The following is a 20,611-nucleotide window of genomic DNA, read 5'->3' as shown; positions in this document are numbered from 1 at the left end:
TCCGGCATGGATACGCATCGCCCCGACGCACGTGACGCAGCCGTCGGCTCCGTCGATCCGCTGGATCCACCTGACCCACTCGCCGCGCGCGTTCGAAAGACCATGCTCGAACAGTTCCTGCTGCTCGGCATCGACCGCAAATGGTGCATCGCGCAGGGTGCCATCGTCATCACGTTCGCCGCAGGCCTGCGCAACGGCTGGATACTGCTCGCGGTGCTGGTCACGCATCCCGTATTGTGGCTCGCCGTGCGGCGCGATCCCGACCAGATCCGCTGCTACGCGAAATACAGCCGGCAGGGCGACTACTACGAGCCGCGTCAGCTGCTGCGCCAGAAGATCAATGCCCGCCCGAAAGGCTTCGCCCGGGGGATGCCGTGCTGAAGCCCATCCCCTCGCCGTTTGACGCCGAGTCGCTCGCACAGGTCGCGCAGCGCACCAATGGCGATCGCCGTTCCACCGCCGAGATGGTGCCGTGGCTCTTTCGCTTCAGCGACACGCTCATTGTCAACAAGGACTCGTCTGTGATGGCGAGCTATGAGTTCTCCGGACCGGATGCCGATGCGTTGTCGACCGGCCATGTCCTCGAACTGATGGAGAACCTGATCACGTCACTGCGTGACATCGCCCGCCGGCCCGTCACGATGTGGTGGACAATTCACCGCCGCCGAAGCGCGCGCTATCTCACCGTACCGATGCCAGACCCGGTAGCGCAACGGGTCGACGATGCCCAGCGCGAAACGTTCGAGCGCGGCGCCAACTATACGAACCGTCATTTCGTGACATTCACGCTGGCCCCGGACGTCGGCATCGACCGGTTCGCCGGCAAGATCACGCACGGCATGACACATGACGGGCTGTCGATCGCGAAGGCACTGATGCAGGCCGTGCGAGGAACGTTCTCCGACCAGTATCTGTTCGCGTATACGGCGTCAGAGCTGGCCGCCGTCGTCGAGACCTTCGAAAACATCCTGTTCGGCTTCGTCGCGAGCAACCCGCGCCTGGCCTGCCGACGCCTGAGTGGTCCGGCACTCGGTGCGTTCATGCACGCGTGCTGCTCCCCGCCGAACGATCACGTATCGGCCGTGCCGATACCGGACATCCCCGCACTTGACCTCGCGATGTGCGATACGGAAGTCCGGCCAGGTCACGACTACCTGCACTTCTATTCGCATGGCCGCCAACGCTTCGCTATCGCGGCAGGTATTCCTGCCCGCCGCGACTTCTGGCCAGACACGGTGTTGCCCACGAGCCTGGACGGCCTGCTGAAGGTGCCCGGGGAACTCACGGTCAGCCACTGCTTCCGTCTCACCACGCCCAACGCCGCGATGCGTTTCATCGACAGCGTGCGCCGCTATCATGAGGGCCGCCGGCTCGACACGCGTTCGCTGCTCGCCGCTACGCTGCGCGGTGGCGACACATCCGGCGCGCGCCAGAACCAGTCCCGCTCTGCCGCCGCAGCCGACGCGAACCGGCGCGTGGGCAAGGTCGAGATGGCCGAGGAGATGTACGGGTACTACAACCTGTCCGCGCTTTCCTTTTCGCCCGTTTTCGAGACGGCGCCGTTCGATGACGGCACGGCCGTCGAAGCCGCGTGGGCGCAGGTGGTCATGACCCACCGCGCCGTCGAGGAAGCGCTGCGAGCCGCGCACTTCGCGCCCGTGCGCGAAACGCTTCACGCGTTCTCGGCCTTCGCGACGAGCATCCCCGGGATGTGGCGCGAATGCGCGCGCTGGTCGTTCATCGATACCGCCGCGCTTGCCCGCCTGCTGCCGCTGCGCGGTGTCTCCGAAGGGCACCCGATCAACGCCCACCTGACGAAGGAAACCGGCACGCGCTGCCCGGCGCTCGCCGCGTTTCCGACCGAGTTCGGCACGCCCTACTGGTTCACCGCCTTCCTCGCCGATGTCGGGCACATGCTGGTCTGTGGCCGCACCGGATTCGGCAAGACGATCTTCATGCTGCTGTGCGCGACGCTCTTTCGCAAGTACCCGAACGCCCGGCTGTACGGATTCGACAAGGACCTGTCGATGCGCATCCCGACCATCCTGCAGGGCGGCCGCTACCTGCAGTTCGATCATGGCGCAGCCGGCGCTTCGGCAGACGAGCAGGCGCAAATGAACCCGCTCGTGCTGCTCGCGGAACTGCGCCACATGGAATTCCTCGCCGAATGGATCGTGATGCTGGCGCAGCAGCGCGGGACCTACTGCGTGACCGCGGGCGACCGCCGCGAACTGGAGAAGGCGCTCGCCGCAATACACAGCCGGAGCGACCGGCGCCTGTGGCGGCTGCGTACGATCCACGCGTCGCTACCTGCGGGGCCGCTTGCCGACGAGCTGGCCCTGTGGGTGGGCTCCGCCGTACACGCGCATTACTTCGATAACCTTAACGACAGTTTCGACGACACGCGATGGGTGTCGATGGCAACTGACCGGATTCTCGCGAACCCTGTGATCGCGCGTCCGTTCCTGTCGTATGTGACGTACCGCATCCAGGATTCGATGGAACAGCGGCGTGCCAGGGGCGTGATCGGCCCGACGCTCGTGATGCTGCCCGAGATCTGGAACCTGTTGGATGACGACGCGTTCGCAGCGCAGATCGGCAACTGGATCGTCACGATGCGCAAGAAGCTCGGCTGCGTCTGGATGGATGCGCAGTCACCCGAACAGGTCTCGACCTCGAAAATCTGGCCGCAGATCCGGGACAACGTGCTCGTACGCGTATTCGTGCCGGTCGAGAATTTCACGCCGTCCGCGAAAACCGCCTATCAGCGCGATTTCGGTCTTTCCGACGGACAGATCCGCACCATCCAGCGGCTCATCGCGAAGCGCGACTACTTCATTACCGAACAGGGCGGTGCATCGCGCCGAATTTCGGTGCCGCTTGATCCGGCATCGATCGCCATCCTCCGGTCGGAGTTGAGCGCGCAGCTGATATTCGACCGGCACCTGCATTCCGGTCATCCGGACTGGAGGGCACGGTACATCGAGGAGGCCATGGCACCCAGCATGGACACGGCGACATTGGCCGAACCGGAGGCCCATCATGCATGAGCCCGCACTTCGTCGAGCCGGCGTGGCCGCTGCCCTCGCCCTGGTCCTTCACACGGGCACCGTCCACGCCGGCGGCGGGATGACGGGCGGCGCGACCGAAATCACGCAGTTATTGAACCACGCCGAGCTCGCTTCGTCGGTCGCTCAGCAGGCGCAGATGGTGGAGCAGAACGTTCAGGCGCAGCTCACCCGCCTGCAGCAGTACGTCACGATGGTCCAGAACCTGAAGCAGGTTCCGGCGTCGCTGATCGACCAGACCCTCGCCCCCTACCGCACGCAGATCACGAACTTCCAGTCGCTCTCCACGACCATCACGCAGCTCGAGCAGGCGGCGAGCGCCACGAACAGCCTGTTCGGCCGCAGCCTCACCGAGATGAATACGACGGGCATGTCGCCAGCGCAGTGGCTGTCGGCTTACACGTCGCTGGCGTCGACGCGCGGCGGCATCTACCAGCAGCAACTGACGCAGGACATGCAGAACCTGAACACGCTCGCCGAACGCGCGCAGAACCTGCAACAGATCCAGTCGCAGATTCCGAACGTCACGGGCGCCGTGCAGGGCCTGCAGATGCTGAACCAGCAGTCGAACGTGCTCGCTGGCGAGATGGTCGACCTGCATGCGCTCATGCAGCGGCAGGTCGCGCAGCAGATGCAGGACCACATCGCACAATCGCAGGCCCAGGGTAACGCGGCCAAGCTCGCCGCCGCGCGCGCCGCGGCGCTCGGCCAGGTCAACCAGCAGGAGCAGCAGACGACACAGGGCGCGCCCGACTTCGACCTGTTGCGGGACCAGTAGGGAATGGACCGTGCTGTTGCGCTGGCTGATCCGCCACCTTTGTATGACCTCCGCCGAGCTACGTGTGGTGCTGCACGCCATCCGCGAATACCGGCTTCGCAGCGCTATTCCGTTCGATCAGCGCGATCCGGGCTGGACGTTCGACCGGCGCATTACCCGCAGCGTCCGGCTGTCGCTGCTCGTCGGACTGCTGGTGATGCACGCGGAAAATCCGCAGGTTTTCGCGGCGGCCTGGATCGCCCTGCCGCTCGCCCTGCTGCTCGGGCTGCTGCGCCTTGCCGGCGGTCTGCGGTAGGCGCGCCCCATATTCGACTGGATCAGGTCATGAACGACGTCATCTCCGTGCTCAACGCACTCTTCGCGACGATGCAGGCGAAGGGCACGAGCCTGCAGATGCTGTTCCTGTCTGACGGCATCGACCTGCTCGCCGCGCTGGGCCTCGTCATGGCGACATGGCACGTGTTCCTGTGGCTGCTCGAAGGTGACTTCCCCGGCTTCTTCGCGAACCTCTTCCGCCACCTGATCAAATGCGCCGTCATCCTCGTGATGCTCACGGCCTGGTCCGGCACGGTGCATAGCTACTTCGTCGACAACATGCAGACCATGGCCTCGCGCGTGTCCGGTGGCGAAGGCAACCCCGGTGACCTGCTGCGAGCGCTGGTCAACGCCGCCTCGACCATCATGCAGGGCGTGCGGACGGAAGCCGCCCAGGTCTGCGAGCAGGTACCGGACGTGACGCCCGATGGCGTGGTGATCCCGAACACGGAGCATCAGGAATGTGGGACCGCGAGCGATGCCGGGGCGAATTCGGCGGGCCTGAGTTCGATCTGGACGCTCATCAAGAACCTACCGCTCGTCCTGCTCGCATTCCTTGCCAAAGCGCTCGCGGTCATTGCGATCACGCTCATGACGATGATCTTCGTGGTAGTTGTGCAATTCGGCTCGTTTCTGCTCGACATCGCCTTCTGCCTCGGGCCCGTACTCATCCCATGGTACGTCCTGCCCGCCGGCGAATTCCTCTTCGATGGCTGGCTGCGCTTCACGATTTCCGCAGGGCTCTTCAAGGTCGTCGCGTGGCTGATGATGGCGATCGTCTATAGCGGCGTGTTGCCGGGCATCCAGAGTCTCGTACAACAGAGCGCGACGCAGAACGGCACGAATAGCGACGCGTACTACGCGACAAACTACCTCGCGATGCTGGCGCTCGCGCTCGTCTGTGGAGTGGGGGCTTTCATGATGTGGCAGGTGCCCGAGATTGCGAGAGCGCTTGTTACCGGGGGTGGCGGAGGTGCAGTAAAGGGCTTTGGGAAGGGCGCGATCGGTCGCCAGATCACACCGGGGATCTTCAAATGAGGTCAGTGATGACGATCTTGCTGGTGCGACGCGTAGTACGACGCCCATTCCTGATCCTGCTGGTACTGCACCTCTCGATCGATGCGCTGCGCCTCCGCACGCTCCTTCGGTGTGGTCCTGATCCACGACCAGGCGATGAATGCGGCCGCTCCCACAAGCATCATTGCCACGCCGAAATGCTGCGCGCCGACCTGATACAGGACGAACGCCGCGAACAGCAGAATCGGCAATATGAAGTACAGCAGGAGGATCTTGAGCTTGGCCATGGCTGCACCCTCGCAGCAGGTGAACTGGAGCCCAGTGTAGCACCGCGGGCGTGCTTCTGCCGGAAGGGTTGAGTCATGCGCCTACGCCTGCCCTTTAGCGTCTCATCCGCCATCCAGACACCCGCCGCCGACCTTCCGTCGCCACCGCATACCGGCGAAGCAGTCACGGCCTGGTTTGCCGCCTTCCAGCGCCCCCTCTGGGAAAAGCGGCTCGCAATCAAGGTGGCCGCCGCGTTCGCGCTGATCGCTGCCGGTGAATGCGCTGCACTGATCGTGCAGAGCGCGCACAGCGGCCCGCGTCCGTATTTTGTCGAACACGACGAGAAGAGTGGCGCCGTATGGGTCTCGGACCGATACGCCGAAACCTATTCGGTCACCGCGGCGAACAAGCGCTATTTCCTCGTGAAATGGGCGTCACGTGTCTTCACGATCGAAGCCGACAGCCAGGACACGCTCACGCGCCAGATCCCGGCCGCATTCGGCTGGACGTCGGGCGCCGCCACGCAAGAGCTGGAAACGTACATTACCGCGACCGATCCGGTCGCGCAGCGCGTCGTGCAGACGCCCGGCCTCACCCGCGAATTCATCGAAAACTCCACCTCGTTCTCACCCGATGGACAGGTCGCCTACCTGATCTTCACGTTGATTGAGAGCGTGAACGGCAAGCCGTCCCGCCCGAAACAGATGCTGCTCACGGTCAGCTTCCTTCTCGCGCCTGAAACGCTGAAATCCGGCGAAGAGAAGGACAATCCGATCGGGTTTCGTATCACCCACTTCAGCCTTACACCCTATCTGGGTGTCAATCCCGGAGCCACGCAATGAAGCTTCTTCTTTCGACTGCGTGCGTCACGGTGCTCCTTGCGATGTGCGCCGCGACGGCCCGGGCCCAGGCCGCAGTACCGCCACCTGCGCCGTCCACGCCGCTGCCCGCAAGTATGGTAACGACAGTCCCGACGCAGCTCGCGGAGAATGCCGTTCGCACGCCAACGCCGCGGCCTCGCGCCCGATACGCGCCCGCGTCCCGTGCGCACATCAACGGTCCATATCCGGCGCCCGACGATTCGTCGCTTGTCGTCTACGACTATGACCCGGACTACCTCTATCCCGTACTTGTGCGCACCAACGAGGAAACGCACCTGGTGTTCGGCCCCGACGAGGAAGTCACCGGTGTCTACCTGTCCGATACGGGCAAGCGCTGGCTCGAGCATACGGCGCTCACCAGGCGCGACTTGTTCATCGAGGCGCGCCTGCCCGGGCTCGACAATGCCGCGACGATCATCACGTCGCGCCGGCGCTACGAACTGGACCTGCGCTCATCGGACAATGGGACGGTCTATCACCGCGTCTCTTGGCACTACCTCGATACCGATGCGCAAATGACAGCGGGACAGGTCTCGCCCTTCGGCATCGAGTACCCGGGCAACGCTCCTGCGCTAAGCACGGGCGAACAGGCGAACGGAAGCGCGCAGGCGGAGTCGCCTGGCGATGCACGCTCAGGCGGCCCGCGCATCGCACTCGACCAGGCGAACTTCGACTATCGCCTGGAGGGCGATGCACCCTTCACGCCAGTGACCGTTTTTGACGATGGAAGGTTCACGTATCTGCAGTTTCCCCACCACGCCGAACTGCCCGCCATCCTGCTGATGGACGACAAGGGCCATGCCGAGATCGCCAGCTTCGTGCCGCTCGGCAACGACCTGTTCGAGGTGCAGCAGATCGCCCCATACGGCCTGCTGCTCAAACGCGGCAAAGAGGAAGTGCGGGTCTTTAACGGTCGGGGCAAAGGCTGCGGACTGTTCGGCTGTGATTCGGCCCGCATGAAGAACATCTACGGGAAACCGTGAACATGGCCGCCCCGGAAAAAACCGGCACCCTGCTCACGCCTGAGCCAGCCAGGCTCACACGCATCCGCCGGAATCTCGCGAAAACGCTGCTCATCGCGCTGTGCTCCGCACTGCTCGCGATCGTCCTGGTGCATGCGCTGTCCCATCCGCACGAGACCGCGGCCGAGCGGCGCGAGCGCGAGCAGATCGCGGCGGATGCGCGGCAACCGAAGGCCTCACCGGATGCGATCCGCAAGCGCCTCGAAGACCAGCGGAACCTGGCGCTGGCACGTGCGGGCGATGCCGCGCCGGCAGTCAGCGCCCCGCTCGGCGGCACACCGCTCGATGGCATCCCCAAAGGCGTGCCAGGAGACGATGCCGGCCCGCTGCCCCGAAACTACCGGACGTCTGGCCCAGGCGCCCCCGATCGCGACGCCGATCGACTCGCGCTCCAGCTGCAGATCGACGCCATGCAGAGCCAGTCGCTCGTCGCTTACGAGGACACGGGTGGAGGCAACGGCAACCCCTCCGCAGAGAATGGGCTGTCGCCCGATCGCATCGCGGGCAGCCTGGCGCACCTTTCCGGCTTGCAGGCAGCGCCAGGCGATCCGTCACCGGGTGGTTCCTCGGAGACGACCGCGTCAGGTCTCACGCCCGCCAACGTGTCGAGCGCCACCGACCGGCGCAACGCCGACTGGGTCAGACAACAGGGCGACGCGACTGACGATGCGAAGCCGCTGGTTCCGGTCCCCATCACTTCGCCGTACATGGTGATGGGCGGCACACCGATTCCCGCGGTGATCCTGCAGGGCGCGAAAAGCGACATGCCGGGTGCCTTCCGTGCGATGGTCGACCGCGACATCTACGACAGTATCGACGGGAGCTGCAAGCTGATCCCGAAGGGCACGCGGATTCTCGGTCGGACAAACAACGATGTCGCAATCGGCCAGGACCTGATGCTCATGGCTGCCACCCGGATGATCTTCCGGCACGCGACCATGCGTCTCGATGGACTGACCGGCAACGATCCCGACGGCGAGGCGGGCGTCACCGCCGAGGTCAACAACCACTTCTTCAAAATTTTCGGGTCGACCTTCCTGATCGCCGGCGTCGCTGCCTGGATCGGCCACAACCAGAGTCAACAGAGTGGCACCACGATCAACATCAACGGAGGCGCGTCGACCGGTCTGTCGGAAGCGGCAGCACAGTCACTGTCGCAAACGACCCAGACCATTCTCCAGCGCAACATGAACATCCAGCCGACCCTGAAGCTGGAGCCCGGTCAACGCATCACATTCATCACACAGCGGGACATGATGCTGCCGCCCAACGTCACTGACGGGAGCTGCAACCGATGAAACACTCAATCACCGCGCTTTCTGCATCTGCATCTATTTCCTGCTGTAGAAGTAGCGTTAGGTGTACGGCTGGCAATCCGCTTCAAGCTTCTGGCGATGTCGTGATAGGAATTCAGTACGACGAGCGCCGAAAATCGCGCAATCTTATCGACTCGGTCATTCGAGACGATGTGGTGGAACGGCAGCACTCATTCTCCGGAATACCCGAGTCCTTGTGGTCCTTCTTCATTCGCATCCTCGTATTGGATTCGGATTATCGCCGCAAGCAGCCGAAGAGGCATGCACCTGTCGTCCGAAGGAGCCGCGCTTTCGAGACGCCGGGCGACTACGCGTGCTGATCGAAACACTCGATCAGCATGTCGGTCAGGACCCGAATTTTCGCCAAGGGATTCTGACCGGGCGGGCGCACGACGTATATACCCGCCGTCGGGGGCGGAAAACGACACATGACCGGCACGAGCGCTCCAGACGCAACATATTGCTCTGTCACGCCGTCAGGGAGCCATGCGAGGCCGAGCCCCGCTACCGCGGCGGCGGCGATAGCGATGGCGTTGTCAGCCTTGAAACGCCCCTGCGGATGAACGGTTATGGCCTTGTCGCCATCCATAAACCGCCAGCTTTCCGTTCCCTGCATCAGAGCCTGGTGACCGAGAAGTTCGTCCGGTGTGTCAGGCGCGCCGTGCGCTTCGACATAGCCAGGGCTTGCGACGAGCTTTCCGTAGATAGGTCCAACGCGCTTCGCGATGAGATTCGAATCCTGAAGGTAGCCGATCCGAATCGCGCAGTCATATCCCTCGCCAACCAGGTCGACAATGCGGTCGCTGTAGCAGGTGTGGATGTGCAGCAGCGGGTGAAGTCGCGCCATTTCTGCCAGAACCGGTGATAGATGAGTCGGGCCGAACGTGAGCGGCGCTGCGATTCGCAAGCGGCCGCGCAGGTCTCCGGCTGGTGAAATCGTCTCCCTGGCTGCGTCGATCTCGGCAACGACGCGGGCGGCGTAGTCGCGAAAGGCGGTGCCCGCTTCAGTCAGAGCAGCACCACGGGTTGTCCTCGCAAGGAGCTGGACGCCAAGCTCTGATTCAAGCCGCAGAAGTCTCCTGCTAACGATGGATTTTGAGACGCCTAAACGGCGAGCAGCGGGCGAAACGCCGCCGGAGTCCGCGACCTCAACAAACGTCCGAAGCTCTTCGATATCCAATTCGGCGTTCCTCTTTCCGCGACACAGCGTGGCAAAACTCTAGTCTACCGTCGCGGAACAGCGAATGACAACATTCGTTTGCCGGCCGCTTGTCGGCGCGTCTCCAAGTAATCCCCCCATCGTTTCCCATAAACGCAGAGGATTTTTATGACATTTCGCAATGGCCTCAATTCACTCCTCCGCCCGGAAGATTCGGTCCTTGTCTTGATCGACCACCAGCCGTACCAACTCGCCAACCTGAACAGCCACGATCCTCAGGCCGTGGTCAACGCCTCGACTGCTTTGGCAAAGTCGGCCAGGCTCTTTGGCGTTCCGACCATCCTCACGAGCGTGGTAGCCGCGCGAGGTGGCTTGCTCTTCCCGCAGATCACCGACGTTTTCCCCGGCCAGGAAGTGATTGACCGCACCTTCATCAACACCTGGGAAGACAAGAAAGTCGTGGACGCCGTTAAAGCGACGGGCCGCAAACAACTGGTCATCGCTGGTTTGTGGACCGAAATTTGTGTGGCGATGCCTGTGATCCAGGCGCTCGGGGAAGGCTGGGATACTACGGTCATCACAGACGCATCGGGTGGTACATCCGTGGAGGCGCACCAAGTCGCTATCCAGCGCATGATCGCAGCTGGCGCGAACATGATGACCTGGTTGGCGCTGGCAGCCGAGTGGCAACGCGACTGGGCTCGTCCCGAAACTGCGGGCGCGATGACTGAAGTATTGGGGCAGCACGCTGCGGGTAGCGGCATTGCCTATTTCTGGGAGCAGCAGCTTCTCAACACGCCAGTTCCCGCCTGACTCTAATCTCCGAGGGAATGACACAGTGCGCGCGCTTGACTACCTATGCAGTCGGTCGGCCGTGGCGCGTCATTCCCTTCTTACTTTTTTATCACATTCGCCGCCCAGGAACACACCACAACCGAAGCCATTTCTGACTGACCGTGCCATACCTCGCTGAAGGAATGATGAACATGACGATGAGAGGTTTCCCCGTCGGACAGGAGATGGAAGTTACCTATCCACCCTTCAAGGTGTACTTGACGATCCAGTCGGCGACCGAGCTAACCTTCGCGATCAAGGAAGGCAAGTTTGCCCGGACCGAGACCGTCGCAATTCAGGTCGTACCGCTTGGCAACAGCGTTTTCGCTGTAAGTTGGAAAGAGTCGAACGGTGCGACGGTAATGAACATCCAGGACTATGATCGCGGTGTATTCCTCTCGTTCGTGACGCTGGCCAGCGGCGAGTTCTGGCGCATGACTGGCCTGATGGTAGCCACTCGACCCGCGAAAAAGGTCTCGGATGATCGTCCAGAGCGCTACAAGGCGCTTGTGGTCGAGGCAATGATCGCGTTGTTCCAGCGTCGCGATGCTTCGGCCGTCGAGCGGTTCTACGCGCCTGATTACGTTCAGCACAATCCGCACGTCCCCCCAGGCCGCGACGCACTTCAGACGCTCGTCGCCAATCTATCGTCCGACGTCTTTTACGAGCCAGGTTTGATGGTCGCCGAGGGCAATTTCGTCGCCATCCACGGGCGCATGCGCACCTTGGCGTCCACGCCGCAGATCGTCGTTGATCTTTTCCGTGTCGAAGACGGCAAGTTGGTCGAGCACTGGGACGTTTTGCAGGACGAGGTGCCGGTTACGGCCGCTCTGGGTGGCACACCGATGTTCGACCCAGAGGAACGCGTGCGCCAAACGAAGCCCCGAGCCTAGACCTTCGCGGCCGCTGTCGCCGCGCAGGCCGCCAAACAACACCGCGTCTAAGGCCTTCCATGAAATTCCGGCCCGACCGTTTCGCCGCCGTCCTGCCCGATCCGGTGAGTGCGAAACTTCTATCCGCGACTGACCAAATGGCCAACCTCCTCTGACGAAGTGGAGGTTGCCAACCAAGCCCGGCTCGACGTCGTTGGCATCAGCGAGCACCACCGCATTCTTCGACTCTTCATCCGCGATCATCCTTGCTGCGGCAACAGCCCGCACCGACAGTATCCGCTTGACCAGTGACGTGACCGTTCTGAGCGCAGCCAACCTCATCCGTGTGTTTCAGGCATTTGCGAGGACTGACCTGATTTCTAAAGGTCGCGCCGCAGTCGCGTCGTAACGCGCGGGTGGTTTGCGGGAAGAAAGTGCGTTTTCGCGCACCTACAGCAAAGCGCGGCGAGCAATCCGGGCCATTACTCGTAAACACCGTCAGCCTAGTGAATATAGCCTCATCTCATCGGTCGCCTTCGTCGTCAGTCGAGTCCTACCACATCGGACAGCGGTCGGCCAGCTTCGGTAATTCGAACGAGGTTTAGAATTAGCGTAGTTGGGGTTTCCACACCGACTCTGCGTAATCACTGAAAGGCCTGCGATGACGAAAGAAATACAACGGATCAACATCGATGCTGGTTTTCCTGGGACCCGGCGTCAGATTACCGTGCATCGATATGGGACTCGCGGCGCTCGACCAAAGATCTATATTCAGGCTGGCTTACATGCCGAGGAGATTCCAGGCATGCTGACGATTGCACATTTAGCGAGGCGTCTTGACGATGCTGATTCGCGCGGAGAAATCCTTGGGGAAGTCGTGCTCGTTCCGTTCGTTAACCCCATCGGCGCGGCCACGTGGATTAATGGCGTACTTGTCGGCAGGAATGATCTTGGCGGAGAAGGCAACTTCAATCGGCACTGGCCGTCAGTCGGAAAGAGCGTCGCAGCGAAAGCACGGCACAGGCTTGGTGACGACGAAGCCGAAAACCTACAATTACTTCGTCGTATCCTTGAACGGCATGCGGACGACCTGCCCGATGAGAGCGAAGTTCAGAAGATAAAAAAAACGGCGTTCCAACTTGCCTTTGATGCTGATGTTGTCATCGACGTGCATTGCGATCGTGATGCAATCATTCACGCGTACACGTATAAATCGACTTGGCCGCATGTCGCTGATCTATGCGCGCAGACTGCATGCGAAGCGGTTTTCCTCGAAGATGGGTTAGAAAACGCAGGTACTTCGACCGACCTCTTCACGGGCACGTGGGAGATTGTTCGGAAAGAGCTGAGGCACCTATTTCCCATTCCGATTGGCTGCCATTCAGTGACATTGGAACTGCGCGGACAAGCTGATGTCTGCGACGAGTTCGCGTCTGCTGACGCGGACGCACTACTTAAATTCCTGCAACGTCGAGAAGTTGTCGCTGGTGATCCCGGACCGCTTCCCGAGCCACTATGCAAGCCCACAAGCCTGGACGCGACCGACCTCCTTACCGCGCCGGGTGGTGGGATTGTCACCTATAAGGTGCCGCTTGGCGCAAGAGTCTCGCGGGGTGAGGTGATCGCGGAAATCGTTGATCCGAGCGCAGACGACCCGCTCGGATCTGCTATCGCAGTGCGCACCAGAACGGACGGGATCGTAGCGACTCGGACGTTGATTCGATTCGTCCCGCGCGGAGAGGTCATTGGCAAAGTGGTGGGGGCAGTCCGGCTTAGGTCGGGACCATTGCTTGAACGTTAGGCTGCGCCGAGCTCCGTGGCTATTTACCAAAGCCGCCTGAATGGCCGCTTCCGAGAAAAATCCTTGGCCGTTGTGGGGCGATCAGCGATCGTTCGCTCACACTTCCGGCTAGCTCGGCCATCGGAGCAAACGCCGGTTACTTCAGCCCAGGCGGTAAAAAGCGCCCCTGCCTGCAGCGTCAATCCTCGTGACGAGCCATCCCAGTAGAAAGAGCCTCTCGTCCAAGAATCGTTACTGTCCACGTTACGTGGACAACGTTATTTTTCGGACAAAGCCCGTCGCATCCAAAACATCAGACCGTCCACGTCACGTGTACAATGAAAAAACTTGGACAACCGCGATCTTGCCATGCATCTGGCCGACCACGATCTGTTTCCTCTACTGGAAGCTGCCGCCACCGCGTTCGGCGATGCGACCGGCGTTCCTGTCCGCCTGCGCAAGGCGCCGCCCCGGTCCGGCGCGGATGCAGTACTGGAGTTCCATGTCGGCACCCGCCGCTACAAACGCCTTGCGCATGTCAAGCGGACGATCGACCGCTACGGCACCTTGGCCGCTCTCCGCGCGCAGGCCGCGCCGGGCGACGGAGACCGGCTCCTGCTCGTGACATCGTATTTATCCCCTACTATGATCAATGCGTGCCGCGACATGCAGGTCGATGCGCTTGATCTGGCCGGCAACGCCAGTCTCCTTCTCGACGATAGCGTCATTCTCGTGTCTGGACGCCCGCGCCCGGATAGCAGCACGCAGGCACGCGGCCGCACCTGGACCAAGTCGGCACTGCGCGTCGCGCTCGCCCTGCTTGCCGTCCCTTCGCTGCTGGAAAAAACCTATCGCGATATCGCACAGGTTGCCGGCGTCAGCCATGGCACGGTCCAGAATGCCATTCACGGCATGCTGGCCCGGCGCGACCTCATCGAGCAGCCCGGCGGACACGGCATGCAGTTCGCCGACGTAGGCCGGCTCATCGATGAATGGACCACGTTGTACCCGACACTGTTGCGTGGATCACTTCAGCTCGGCCACTTCCGCACCGACATCCCCGACTGGTGGAGAAGCGTTCCCGAGCTTCCCGGCCGGTGCCAGTTTGGTGGAGAGCCGGCAGCAGCCATCCTTACGGAATACCTGAAACCAGCGACATTCACCATATACTGTGCCAGCGAGGTCCCGAGGGAGTGGATCGCGAAGGCTCGCCTGCGGCCTGATCGCGATGGCAACATTGAATTCCTGAGGTCCCCGATCCAGCTCCAGCCTGCGGCTGGACTTCCGCACAACATCGCGCCGCCCCTGCTCGTTTACGCTGATCTCGTAGCGAGTGGCGACTCGCGCAATCTCGAAACGGCCCGGTTAGTGCGTGAACAATATCTCCCCGCTTGAGCCTCGCCCCCATCGCCCTTTTCCACCCGAAATGGTAGCCCTTTTGCGTGAAGTAGCTGCCGCTGCTTCCGAAAAGAGCATCGAGTGGTTTGTCGGTGGGGCGAGCGCACGTGACATCGTGCTAACGCACGTCTACGATATCGAACCGACACGGGCCACTGCAGACGTTGACATCGGCATTTCCATCGAAAGCTGGGCCGGCCATGAAACACTGAGAACGGCGCTGCTCACATCCGGCCACTTCGAGCAGCGAGGCAGTGCAACCCACCGGCTGCACTATCAAGCCCCTGAGACCGGCGCGAGAACCTGGCTCGATATCGTACCGTTCGGGGGCATCGCAGACCATGGCGGCGAAATTGCCTGGCCGCCCGATCAGGTTATCCGCATGAACGTCGCCGGCTTCGAACAGGCGCTGCAGGTCGCTGTGCCAGTACGCATGGATGCCGATCTCGTGGTGCCTGTCGCTTCCCTTCCGGCGCAGGCAATGCTCAAGATCATCGCCTGGAAAGATCGTCACGCGGTCGATCGCAAGGACGCAACCGATCTGCTTTTCCTGCTGGCATGGTACGGCGAGGCAGGAAATCGCGAGAGGCTGTATGCCGACGACGCCTTCGACTTGATCGAACGGCACGTAACGCCGGAAGTGCGCGACCAGATCCTCGCGGTCGTTGCGCCGGACGATCCGTCGCCCCTGATACTCACGCACATGATGGCAAGCCGCGCACGAATTTTCGGCGGCGATACGGCTGAACGGATCAGTCAGCTCTTTGACGCGTTTCGCCAGGAATTTGTCGCGGCGGTTTAGCGAGGAAGCGGGACTTGACCGACACGGGCAGGAAGCATTACCGGCGGATGTCCGGCTACCCCGGGACGCCTTGCCCTGCCCGCACCTGGAGGTCCGTCAACTGAGCAAGCGCATCCCGCGCGCGCTCAACGGGCACAAAAATGTGATCGTGAAATGCGGCTGCAACGACGTTGCAACTGATGCGGGCCCTAGTCAGCGCGTCAGCTACTGCAGCTGTGAGTCCCACAGCCTCCAGGTCGGAATGGACGTTCAACGTAATCCAGGCTGCCCGGAAAAGCACCGGTAACCCTTCTCGCAGCGCCGTCGGTTCATCGATGATAACGGTTAGCCCCTCGCGCTCACGAAACGTCGCCAGGGGAGCGAGCTGCGACACGTCCCGGTCTGCCCGCACGGACGAAAAAACATAGGCGCCTTCATTCAGCTCTGGCTGCATGGACGCCAGCAACTGTGCGAGATCCGAGACGGGTTGGCTCACTGCGCTCCCTATACAAGAAGAGGGTCAATCGGGCAGGTTCACCGGCCGCGGCATCGCGAGCCGTACCCACGTCGAATATCAAAACTATTGCAGCCGACGTGCAAAATTGTCACTCATAGTGCGTGTCATGATAGAGCGTGGCCTCAAACAGGTCAAATACGTACGCTTCGATATCTTTCCGATCGAGATATCGATGCAGTACGACCCCCTTGCCCTGTTTGGGAAACGCCTGGTCGAGCTTCGCAAGGCGCGCGGCTGGTCACAGGAGCGCCTTGCGCTCGAAAGTGGGCTAGCCCGGTCGTACGTTGGTGGCATCGAAAGGGGCCAGCGCAACATTGCCCTCTATAACATCTGTGTGCTGGCCTCCACACTCGGCGTTTCTCCCGCTTCCATGCTGGATTTTGATGAGCTCACGTGACATTGCGTGATTGGCCTGCTATGCAATCCCACCCGCTTTCTGCAATCAGAGCGCCGGCCTGTCCGTCGACCTGCCGGGTCTTCGCTTGTGAGACATCGTGACGCATCGGGAGATTAAGTTCAATCCCCCTCAAATTCATTTGAATAGCGAACAGAAATGATCGGGCAAACCGCCTTGATTTTTCGGTAACGCCGACTATGATTCGCGATTGAAGTTGCCCGCTGGAGCGCATCCAGCATCCTTCGCAGTACCGTCGCCCATGCGACACCTTTCGCGGTTCGCTTCGTCCCACTGTCTGGACCACCGCAGGTCTTTTGACCGGAAGCTTTCTTTTCTTGCCCGTCTGGGGAATTGTCATTCCCCGACACGGGCCCTGGCGATTCCCCTTTTTCGTTCTGGAGAATCGTCATGAATCAGTCTGTCGAACCCCGCAAGTATTTCGACCTTCATCTGCGCGGCCTCGGGTATCTGTCCCGTGTCCGCGATGTTACGGCCAAAGGCAATGGCCGCAGCAAGGCCAGGCCCTTCCTCGCCTGCGCCATCTCCGCGTTTCACGGCGATCCGAACGTCGAGAATGGTGTCGTGTATCTTCCGCTGGACCTGATCGTCTCGGGCGAGAGGGCGAAGGAAGCTGTGCGCGCCGTGATGAACGACGCCAACGATCCGGACGTCAAAGTCCTCGTCTCCTTCCGCGCGGGCGATCATTACATCCGTACGTTCGAGCGTACCGGCAACCGCGCGGGCGAGACCGGCGCTGTCCTCAAGGGGCGTCTGCTCAAGCTTTTCTGGATCAAGGTCGACGGCCAGGAAGTCTACCGTGACGAAAGCGACCGCGAAGACGACGACGCTGAAGCAGGCGCCGACACTTCCGCGGAGACCATCAACGGGCATGAACCGTCGACGAGCGATCGCGATCGCCGCGATACGCCTTCTGCGGACGAACCGGCCAACAGCCGCGACATCGGAGCGTCAAGCAACGATGCAGCAGCGGCCGACCGCACGGCCGAACGCACCCACGCGCGCAGCAACCCCTATCCGCCGCTGCGCCGTCATGCGAACGGGAGCGCCCGTCGCCCGTCCGCCAACGCCGAATGACCGGCGCCCCTCGGTCCCCGCCTCGCGCGGGGGCTTCCTCTCGCGCATGACCGGACTGCCGGTTTTCCAGGGCGACACTCCCCGAGCCCGCTCCGGAAAGCCGGTACCGTCCCGCAGATCGTCGACCGGGTCCACGGCGGCCCCACTACGCCGTGCCGTTTGCGCCGGATCGATCGTTCCGGCCCAGACACGCGCCTGGCAGGCGTTAACTGCCAGGCGTTATGCCTCATTCGCCCTCACTGCCAATCAACGCCAATGAGGGCCAATGAGGCATAACGTGTTCACTGCCGACCTGCCAGTTGCAGGTCCGTCTGTCGCCGCGTCAGGCGACACCTTCACAGCCCTCTTCCGGTGCCATTGTCTGCACGGCTGTACCCGCGTAACCATGATGCCGGGTCCGGAATAGCTCGCTTCCCCGCTCTCAGGTAGTTCCTTTGTTCAACCCTCGCGGGGAATGCGCCTCCCCCGCCCGGGCAGCCATCCTCCGCTCCATTCCCGGAGGATGTCATGAACCAGACCACTGAAACGCACGGCATCGTGGCCACCATCGTGCCCGAGGATCGTCGTATGGAAATCCTGCCGCGATACTGCGGCAAGCATATGATCCGCGCCGAATTCGCTGTTTACGCCGCAATGTCGTCGTTGTGCCCAACCTACCACGGCGGATTCTGGGACTACGTCGAGCTGTCCAACGGCGCGTTCTACATGACGCCTCGTCTGGATGGCCCGCTACCCATCACCTGCGACGGCAACAGATACGACGGCGAAATGAGCAGTGACGCCGCCGGTATTGTTGCCAGCCTCTTCGCACTAAACGCCATGGCGTGGTCGACAGAAGACGCGCATTTCACGGAGCTCTATCACAGGCTGCTCGCCTTCGTTCCATCTCACCCTGAGGCGCGCGAGATCTTCGCGGCTATCGATTGATGGACTGACACCCGGTCCACCCCCTTCACGTCTTGCGGAACGCAGCCCGCAGGGCGCGTCTCCGCACACTCCCGGAGACAACGATGTCAATCTGCACTTCCATCACCGCTTCCCGCCCCGCCATCAGCGGCTTTGATACGAGTACGCGCCAAGGGTCACTGGCACGCGAGAGCCGCTTCCAGCACAAACCAGCATCACAGCTTCATGCCGCCGACCAGCCCGATGATGACGACGAGCCGTCGCAGCAGGTTTTTCAGTGCCGCGACGGGCGCACATTGCCGCGCTATACGGTGCAGAGCGTCGATCTTCCAGACGGCCTCTACCTCGGGCTCTTCAACGGACGCGACGATCCGCTTGGGTCCCCGCTCGTTACAGGGTTTGATGGACCGCTGATCGGCCGGCTGCGTTATTGCCACACCGTCGAGGCCCGCGACCTCAAGCTCGAATTCCTCGATCCGTTCGAGGGTTATCGGTTCTTCCCCGACATGGAGCACGTGGCCGGACGCGACGGGCAGACGCCTACCGGCAGGATCACGATGCCGATCCAGCTCGTGCTGAACGGGGGCGCGATCGTTTTCGACGGACGGTATTTTGCCGACTGGACAGTCTTCGTTATCAGCTCGGTGCGTACCGTCATCGGTCGCGACCTTCGCTCACAACGGCGCGTGTGACCAGAGACTTGTCACCGCATCACCTCATTCTTCCAACTGCACCAGATCAGCGGTGCATTCCGCGCGGGGCATCACACCCGCTTTGGGAGCAATGCCTCGCACTGTGCGAGGTACACCATGGGATGGCTCTTTAGTCATGGACAGACGCGTGCGCAACTGATTGCACGCCTAACACGCAATGAGGAGCACGATGACTATGCACGTCGCTGCTTGCGCCACTGTAGCAGTGGCAACGTGCTCTGGACGGTTTGGGAAATTGAACGCCCCGGCGACACTCCGTTGCGTTACATCGGCTGCGACCTGCTCGCCTGGGACAGAGGCTGCGCCGGCTGGGGCTACAAGGACCTGTGCGAGGAAATGGAGCCGTTCTACTACTCGTGCCCGCTCGCGTATCTCGAGATGGTCCCGCCCGCTTCACCGGCATGGCGCGAAAAGGTCCGCGTGTGGCATGCGGCGCGCTCGCGTGTGTTGAGGCCCGGCGACATGCTAACGCTCAAAGGGCTGTCGATCACCGAGGCCGTCGTCGTCAGCCGGCATCATCGCACGTGGATCGTCGAAAGTGGCGGTCAGCTGTTCCGCTTTCCGCCCCGGCTCTTTCATCACATCGTCCAGCAACGACGCTCCAGCGAACCTGCCCGGCAACCCACTAGCTAGGTTCGTTCATGCCGCATAGGCGCGTGGCCTGGTTGCCAGGTCATCTCTGAAGCGCCGCACCGGTGGCGCTTCGGTGAAGACCCATTGCTCTCGATCCGTTCGATGCGGATCCGTGCGTCGCCGCTTCATGTGAAAGCTACAGCCTCTTCCGGCGCGCTCATCGGTTACCTGCCCGTCACGCTGGCAGACAGAATCGATCCGTATCTCTTCAACCCATCCCGCGGGACGCCATGCCCGCGAAGGTGCGTCCCGCCTCACCTTCTGGAGGCATCGTGATCTCTCTTTCCGGCACGCTCGACGTGCGCACCATCAAGGGCAGCAACGGCCCGTTCCAGGTCGGCGAACTAACCACGTCTGTCGGCGAATTCAAGGTCAAGGACAAAGTGCTCGAGCAGTTCGAGCCCGGCGCCTATACCGGTACGTTCCTGATCGACAAGATCTATCCGCACAGCTACGTGTGGTACGGCAAGGTCACCGTCGAGATCCGCGCGAGGCTCGCCGATGTGCAGCTCGACAACGATGAGCCATTCAGCGAGACCGGTCAGGCACCGTCCTCGACCGAGCCGGATCCGGCCGACGAGGAACGCATACCCAGTGGCGCAGCCACCGCCCATGCTGACCAAGGGCCGTCCCCCGCGCAAACCGAAGGCGATTCTGGCGAGCTGTATCTGCCCGACCTGTTCGGAACCGAGCTGGCCGATGCGATTGTCGCCAGCCAGCCAGTGAAGCTCGACCCAACCGTTGACCGCGGCGTGTTCCGTCAGCAACGCGACCAGCTTCGCGCATTCGGTTACGCCTTCCAGGCCTCCAGCCAGACCTGGCTGAAAGCCTGATTCCTTCCACTTGCGGCGTGCCGGGCCTT

23 protein-coding genes are annotated in these 20,611 nt (G+C 62.1%); 20 read left to right on the top strand and 3 right to left on the bottom strand.

The genetic code is table 11. From position 1 onward, the window contains the following. Positions 1–6: 6 nt before the first annotated feature. The 5 genes from OKW35_RS25790 to OKW35_RS25770 are packed head-to-tail and all read left to right on the top strand — an operon-like array spanning position 7 to position 5,199. Positions 7–381, top strand: a complete 375-nt coding sequence (locus tag OKW35_RS25790) for a VirB3 family type IV secretion system protein (protein WP_429553525.1) — start codon at positions 7–9, stop codon at positions 379–381. Then, positions 375–3,050: a VirB4 family type IV secretion system protein gene (locus OKW35_RS25785; RefSeq protein WP_429553524.1), complete on the top strand. Its 2,676-nt coding sequence runs from the start codon at positions 375–377 to the stop codon at positions 3,048–3,050. Before OKW35_RS25790 ends, OKW35_RS25785 begins: the two co-directional genes overlap by 7 nt. Next, a complete protein-coding gene (locus OKW35_RS25780; RefSeq protein ID WP_429553523.1) occupies positions 3,043–3,846 on the top strand; it encodes a conjugal transfer protein TrbJ in 804 nt (267 codons plus the stop codon). The genes OKW35_RS25785 and OKW35_RS25780 overlap by 8 nt, the downstream gene beginning before the upstream one ends. Positions 3,847–3,856: 10 nt before the next feature. Then, complete coding sequence (locus tag OKW35_RS25775; RefSeq protein WP_429553522.1) at positions 3,857–4,141, top strand: hypothetical protein; 285 nt, start codon at positions 3,857–3,859, stop codon at positions 4,139–4,141. Between the two features lie 29 nt (positions 4,142–4,170). Then, positions 4,171–5,199 (top strand): type IV secretion system protein, encoded by a 1,029-nt coding sequence (locus OKW35_RS25770; protein WP_429553521.1) that lies wholly within the window; start codon positions 4,171–4,173, stop codon positions 5,197–5,199. A gap of 2 nt (positions 5,200–5,201) precedes the next feature. Here the strand turns inward: OKW35_RS25770 and OKW35_RS25765 are convergent, their stop codons facing one another. Next, positions 5,202–5,465 carry a hypothetical protein gene (locus OKW35_RS25765; protein WP_429553520.1) on the bottom strand — a complete coding sequence of 88 codons (264 nt, stop codon included), beginning with the start codon at positions 5,463–5,465 and terminating at the stop codon, positions 5,202–5,204. A 75-nt stretch (positions 5,466–5,540) separates the two neighbouring features. Here OKW35_RS25765 and OKW35_RS25760 point away from each other — a divergent pair, with 75 nt between their 5' ends. Genes OKW35_RS25760 through OKW35_RS25750 form a run of 3 tightly spaced genes read left to right on the top strand, consistent with a single transcriptional unit; the run spans position 5,541 to position 8,646 of the window. After that, positions 5,541–6,287 carry a VirB8/TrbF family protein gene (locus OKW35_RS25760; RefSeq protein WP_429553519.1) on the top strand — a complete coding sequence of 249 codons (747 nt, stop codon included), beginning with the start codon at positions 5,541–5,543 and terminating at the stop codon, positions 6,285–6,287. A 41-nt stretch (positions 6,288–6,328) separates the two neighbouring features. Next, a complete protein-coding gene (locus OKW35_RS25755) occupies positions 6,329–7,309 on the top strand; it encodes a TrbG/VirB9 family P-type conjugative transfer protein (protein ID WP_429553518.1) in 981 nt (326 codons plus the stop codon). Between the two features lie 2 nt (positions 7,310–7,311). Beyond that, positions 7,312–8,646 carry a TrbI/VirB10 family protein gene (locus OKW35_RS25750; RefSeq protein WP_429553517.1) on the top strand — a complete coding sequence of 445 codons (1,335 nt, stop codon included), beginning with the start codon at positions 7,312–7,314 and terminating at the stop codon, positions 8,644–8,646. 325 nt (positions 8,647–8,971) lie between these two features. Here OKW35_RS25750 and OKW35_RS25745 read toward each other — a convergent pair whose 3' ends face one another. Then, positions 8,972–9,844 carry a LysR family transcriptional regulator gene (locus OKW35_RS25745; RefSeq protein ID WP_429553516.1) on the bottom strand — a complete coding sequence of 291 codons (873 nt, stop codon included), beginning with the start codon at positions 9,842–9,844 and terminating at the stop codon, positions 8,972–8,974. Positions 9,845–9,991: 147 nt separating this feature from the next. Here OKW35_RS25745 and OKW35_RS25740 point away from each other — a divergent pair, with 147 nt between their 5' ends. The 6 genes from OKW35_RS25740 to OKW35_RS25715 all read left to right on the top strand — a co-directional run bounded on the left by OKW35_RS25740 (position 9,992) and on the right by OKW35_RS25715 (position 15,509). Continuing rightward, positions 9,992–10,636 (top strand): hydrolase, encoded by a 645-nt coding sequence (locus tag OKW35_RS25740; protein WP_429553515.1) that lies wholly within the window; start codon positions 9,992–9,994, stop codon positions 10,634–10,636. A 206-nt stretch (positions 10,637–10,842) separates the two neighbouring features. Beyond that, entirely contained in the window at positions 10,843–11,550 is a 708-nt protein-coding gene (locus OKW35_RS25735; RefSeq protein WP_429553514.1) for a nuclear transport factor 2 family protein, read from the top strand. Positions 11,551–11,716: 166 nt separating this feature from the next. Beyond that, the gene (locus tag OKW35_RS25730; protein ID WP_429553513.1) at positions 11,717–11,938 is read left to right on the top strand and encodes a hypothetical protein; all 222 of its coding nucleotides are present in this window, start codon (positions 11,717–11,719) and stop codon (positions 11,936–11,938) included. 252 nt (positions 11,939–12,190) lie between these two features. Next, positions 12,191–13,330, top strand: a complete 1,140-nt coding sequence (locus OKW35_RS25725) for a succinylglutamate desuccinylase/aspartoacylase family protein (protein ID WP_429553512.1) — start codon at positions 12,191–12,193, stop codon at positions 13,328–13,330. A 348-nt stretch (positions 13,331–13,678) separates the two neighbouring features. Further along, positions 13,679–14,704: a type IV toxin-antitoxin system AbiEi family antitoxin gene (locus OKW35_RS25720; RefSeq protein WP_429553856.1), complete on the top strand. Its 1,026-nt coding sequence runs from the start codon at positions 13,679–13,681 to the stop codon at positions 14,702–14,704. Between the two features lie 31 nt (positions 14,705–14,735). Next, entirely contained in the window at positions 14,736–15,509 is a 774-nt protein-coding gene (locus OKW35_RS25715; RefSeq protein WP_429553511.1) for a nucleotidyl transferase AbiEii/AbiGii toxin family protein, read from the top strand. A gap of 55 nt (positions 15,510–15,564) precedes the next feature. Here OKW35_RS25715 and OKW35_RS25710 read toward each other — a convergent pair whose 3' ends face one another. Further along, the gene (locus OKW35_RS25710; RefSeq protein ID WP_429553510.1) at positions 15,565–15,984 is read right to left on the bottom strand and encodes an ACT domain-containing protein; all 420 of its coding nucleotides are present in this window, start codon (positions 15,982–15,984) and stop codon (positions 15,565–15,567) included. Positions 15,985–16,177: 193 nt separating this feature from the next. On the opposite strand from OKW35_RS25710, the gene OKW35_RS25705 reads away from it, so the two are divergent. From OKW35_RS25705 to OKW35_RS25680, 6 genes are all read left to right on the top strand, one after another. Further along, positions 16,178–16,402, top strand: a complete 225-nt coding sequence (locus tag OKW35_RS25705) for a helix-turn-helix domain-containing protein (protein ID WP_026226270.1) — start codon at positions 16,178–16,180, stop codon at positions 16,400–16,402. Between the two features lie 408 nt (positions 16,403–16,810). Further along, positions 16,811–17,497, top strand: a complete 687-nt coding sequence (locus OKW35_RS25700) for a DUF3577 domain-containing protein (protein ID WP_429553509.1) — start codon at positions 16,811–16,813, stop codon at positions 17,495–17,497. 507 nt (positions 17,498–18,004) lie between these two features. After that, positions 18,005–18,424 (top strand): antirestriction protein, encoded by a 420-nt coding sequence (locus tag OKW35_RS25695; RefSeq protein ID WP_429553508.1) that lies wholly within the window; start codon positions 18,005–18,007, stop codon positions 18,422–18,424. Positions 18,425–18,507: 83 nt separating this feature from the next. After that, on the top strand, positions 18,508–19,095 hold the full coding sequence (locus OKW35_RS25690) for a hypothetical protein (protein ID WP_429553507.1): 588 nt from the start codon (positions 18,508–18,510) through the stop codon (positions 19,093–19,095). Between the two features lie 234 nt (positions 19,096–19,329). Beyond that, on the top strand, positions 19,330–19,749 hold the full coding sequence (locus tag OKW35_RS25685) for a hypothetical protein (RefSeq protein WP_429553506.1): 420 nt from the start codon (positions 19,330–19,332) through the stop codon (positions 19,747–19,749). Between the two features lie 272 nt (positions 19,750–20,021). Further along, complete coding sequence (locus OKW35_RS25680; protein ID WP_429553505.1) at positions 20,022–20,582, top strand: DUF3275 family protein; 561 nt, start codon at positions 20,022–20,024, stop codon at positions 20,580–20,582. The last annotated feature ends 29 nt before the right edge of the window (positions 20,583–20,611 follow it).

Origin of the sequence: Paraburkholderia sp. MM5477-R1 (assembly GCF_050436385.1) — a bacterium.
Taxonomy (GTDB): Bacteria; Pseudomonadota; Gammaproteobacteria; order Burkholderiales; family Burkholderiaceae; genus Paraburkholderia; species Paraburkholderia tuberum.
Note: the sequence above shows the minus strand (reverse complement) of the source record. Positions and strands in the feature narration are given on the sequence as shown.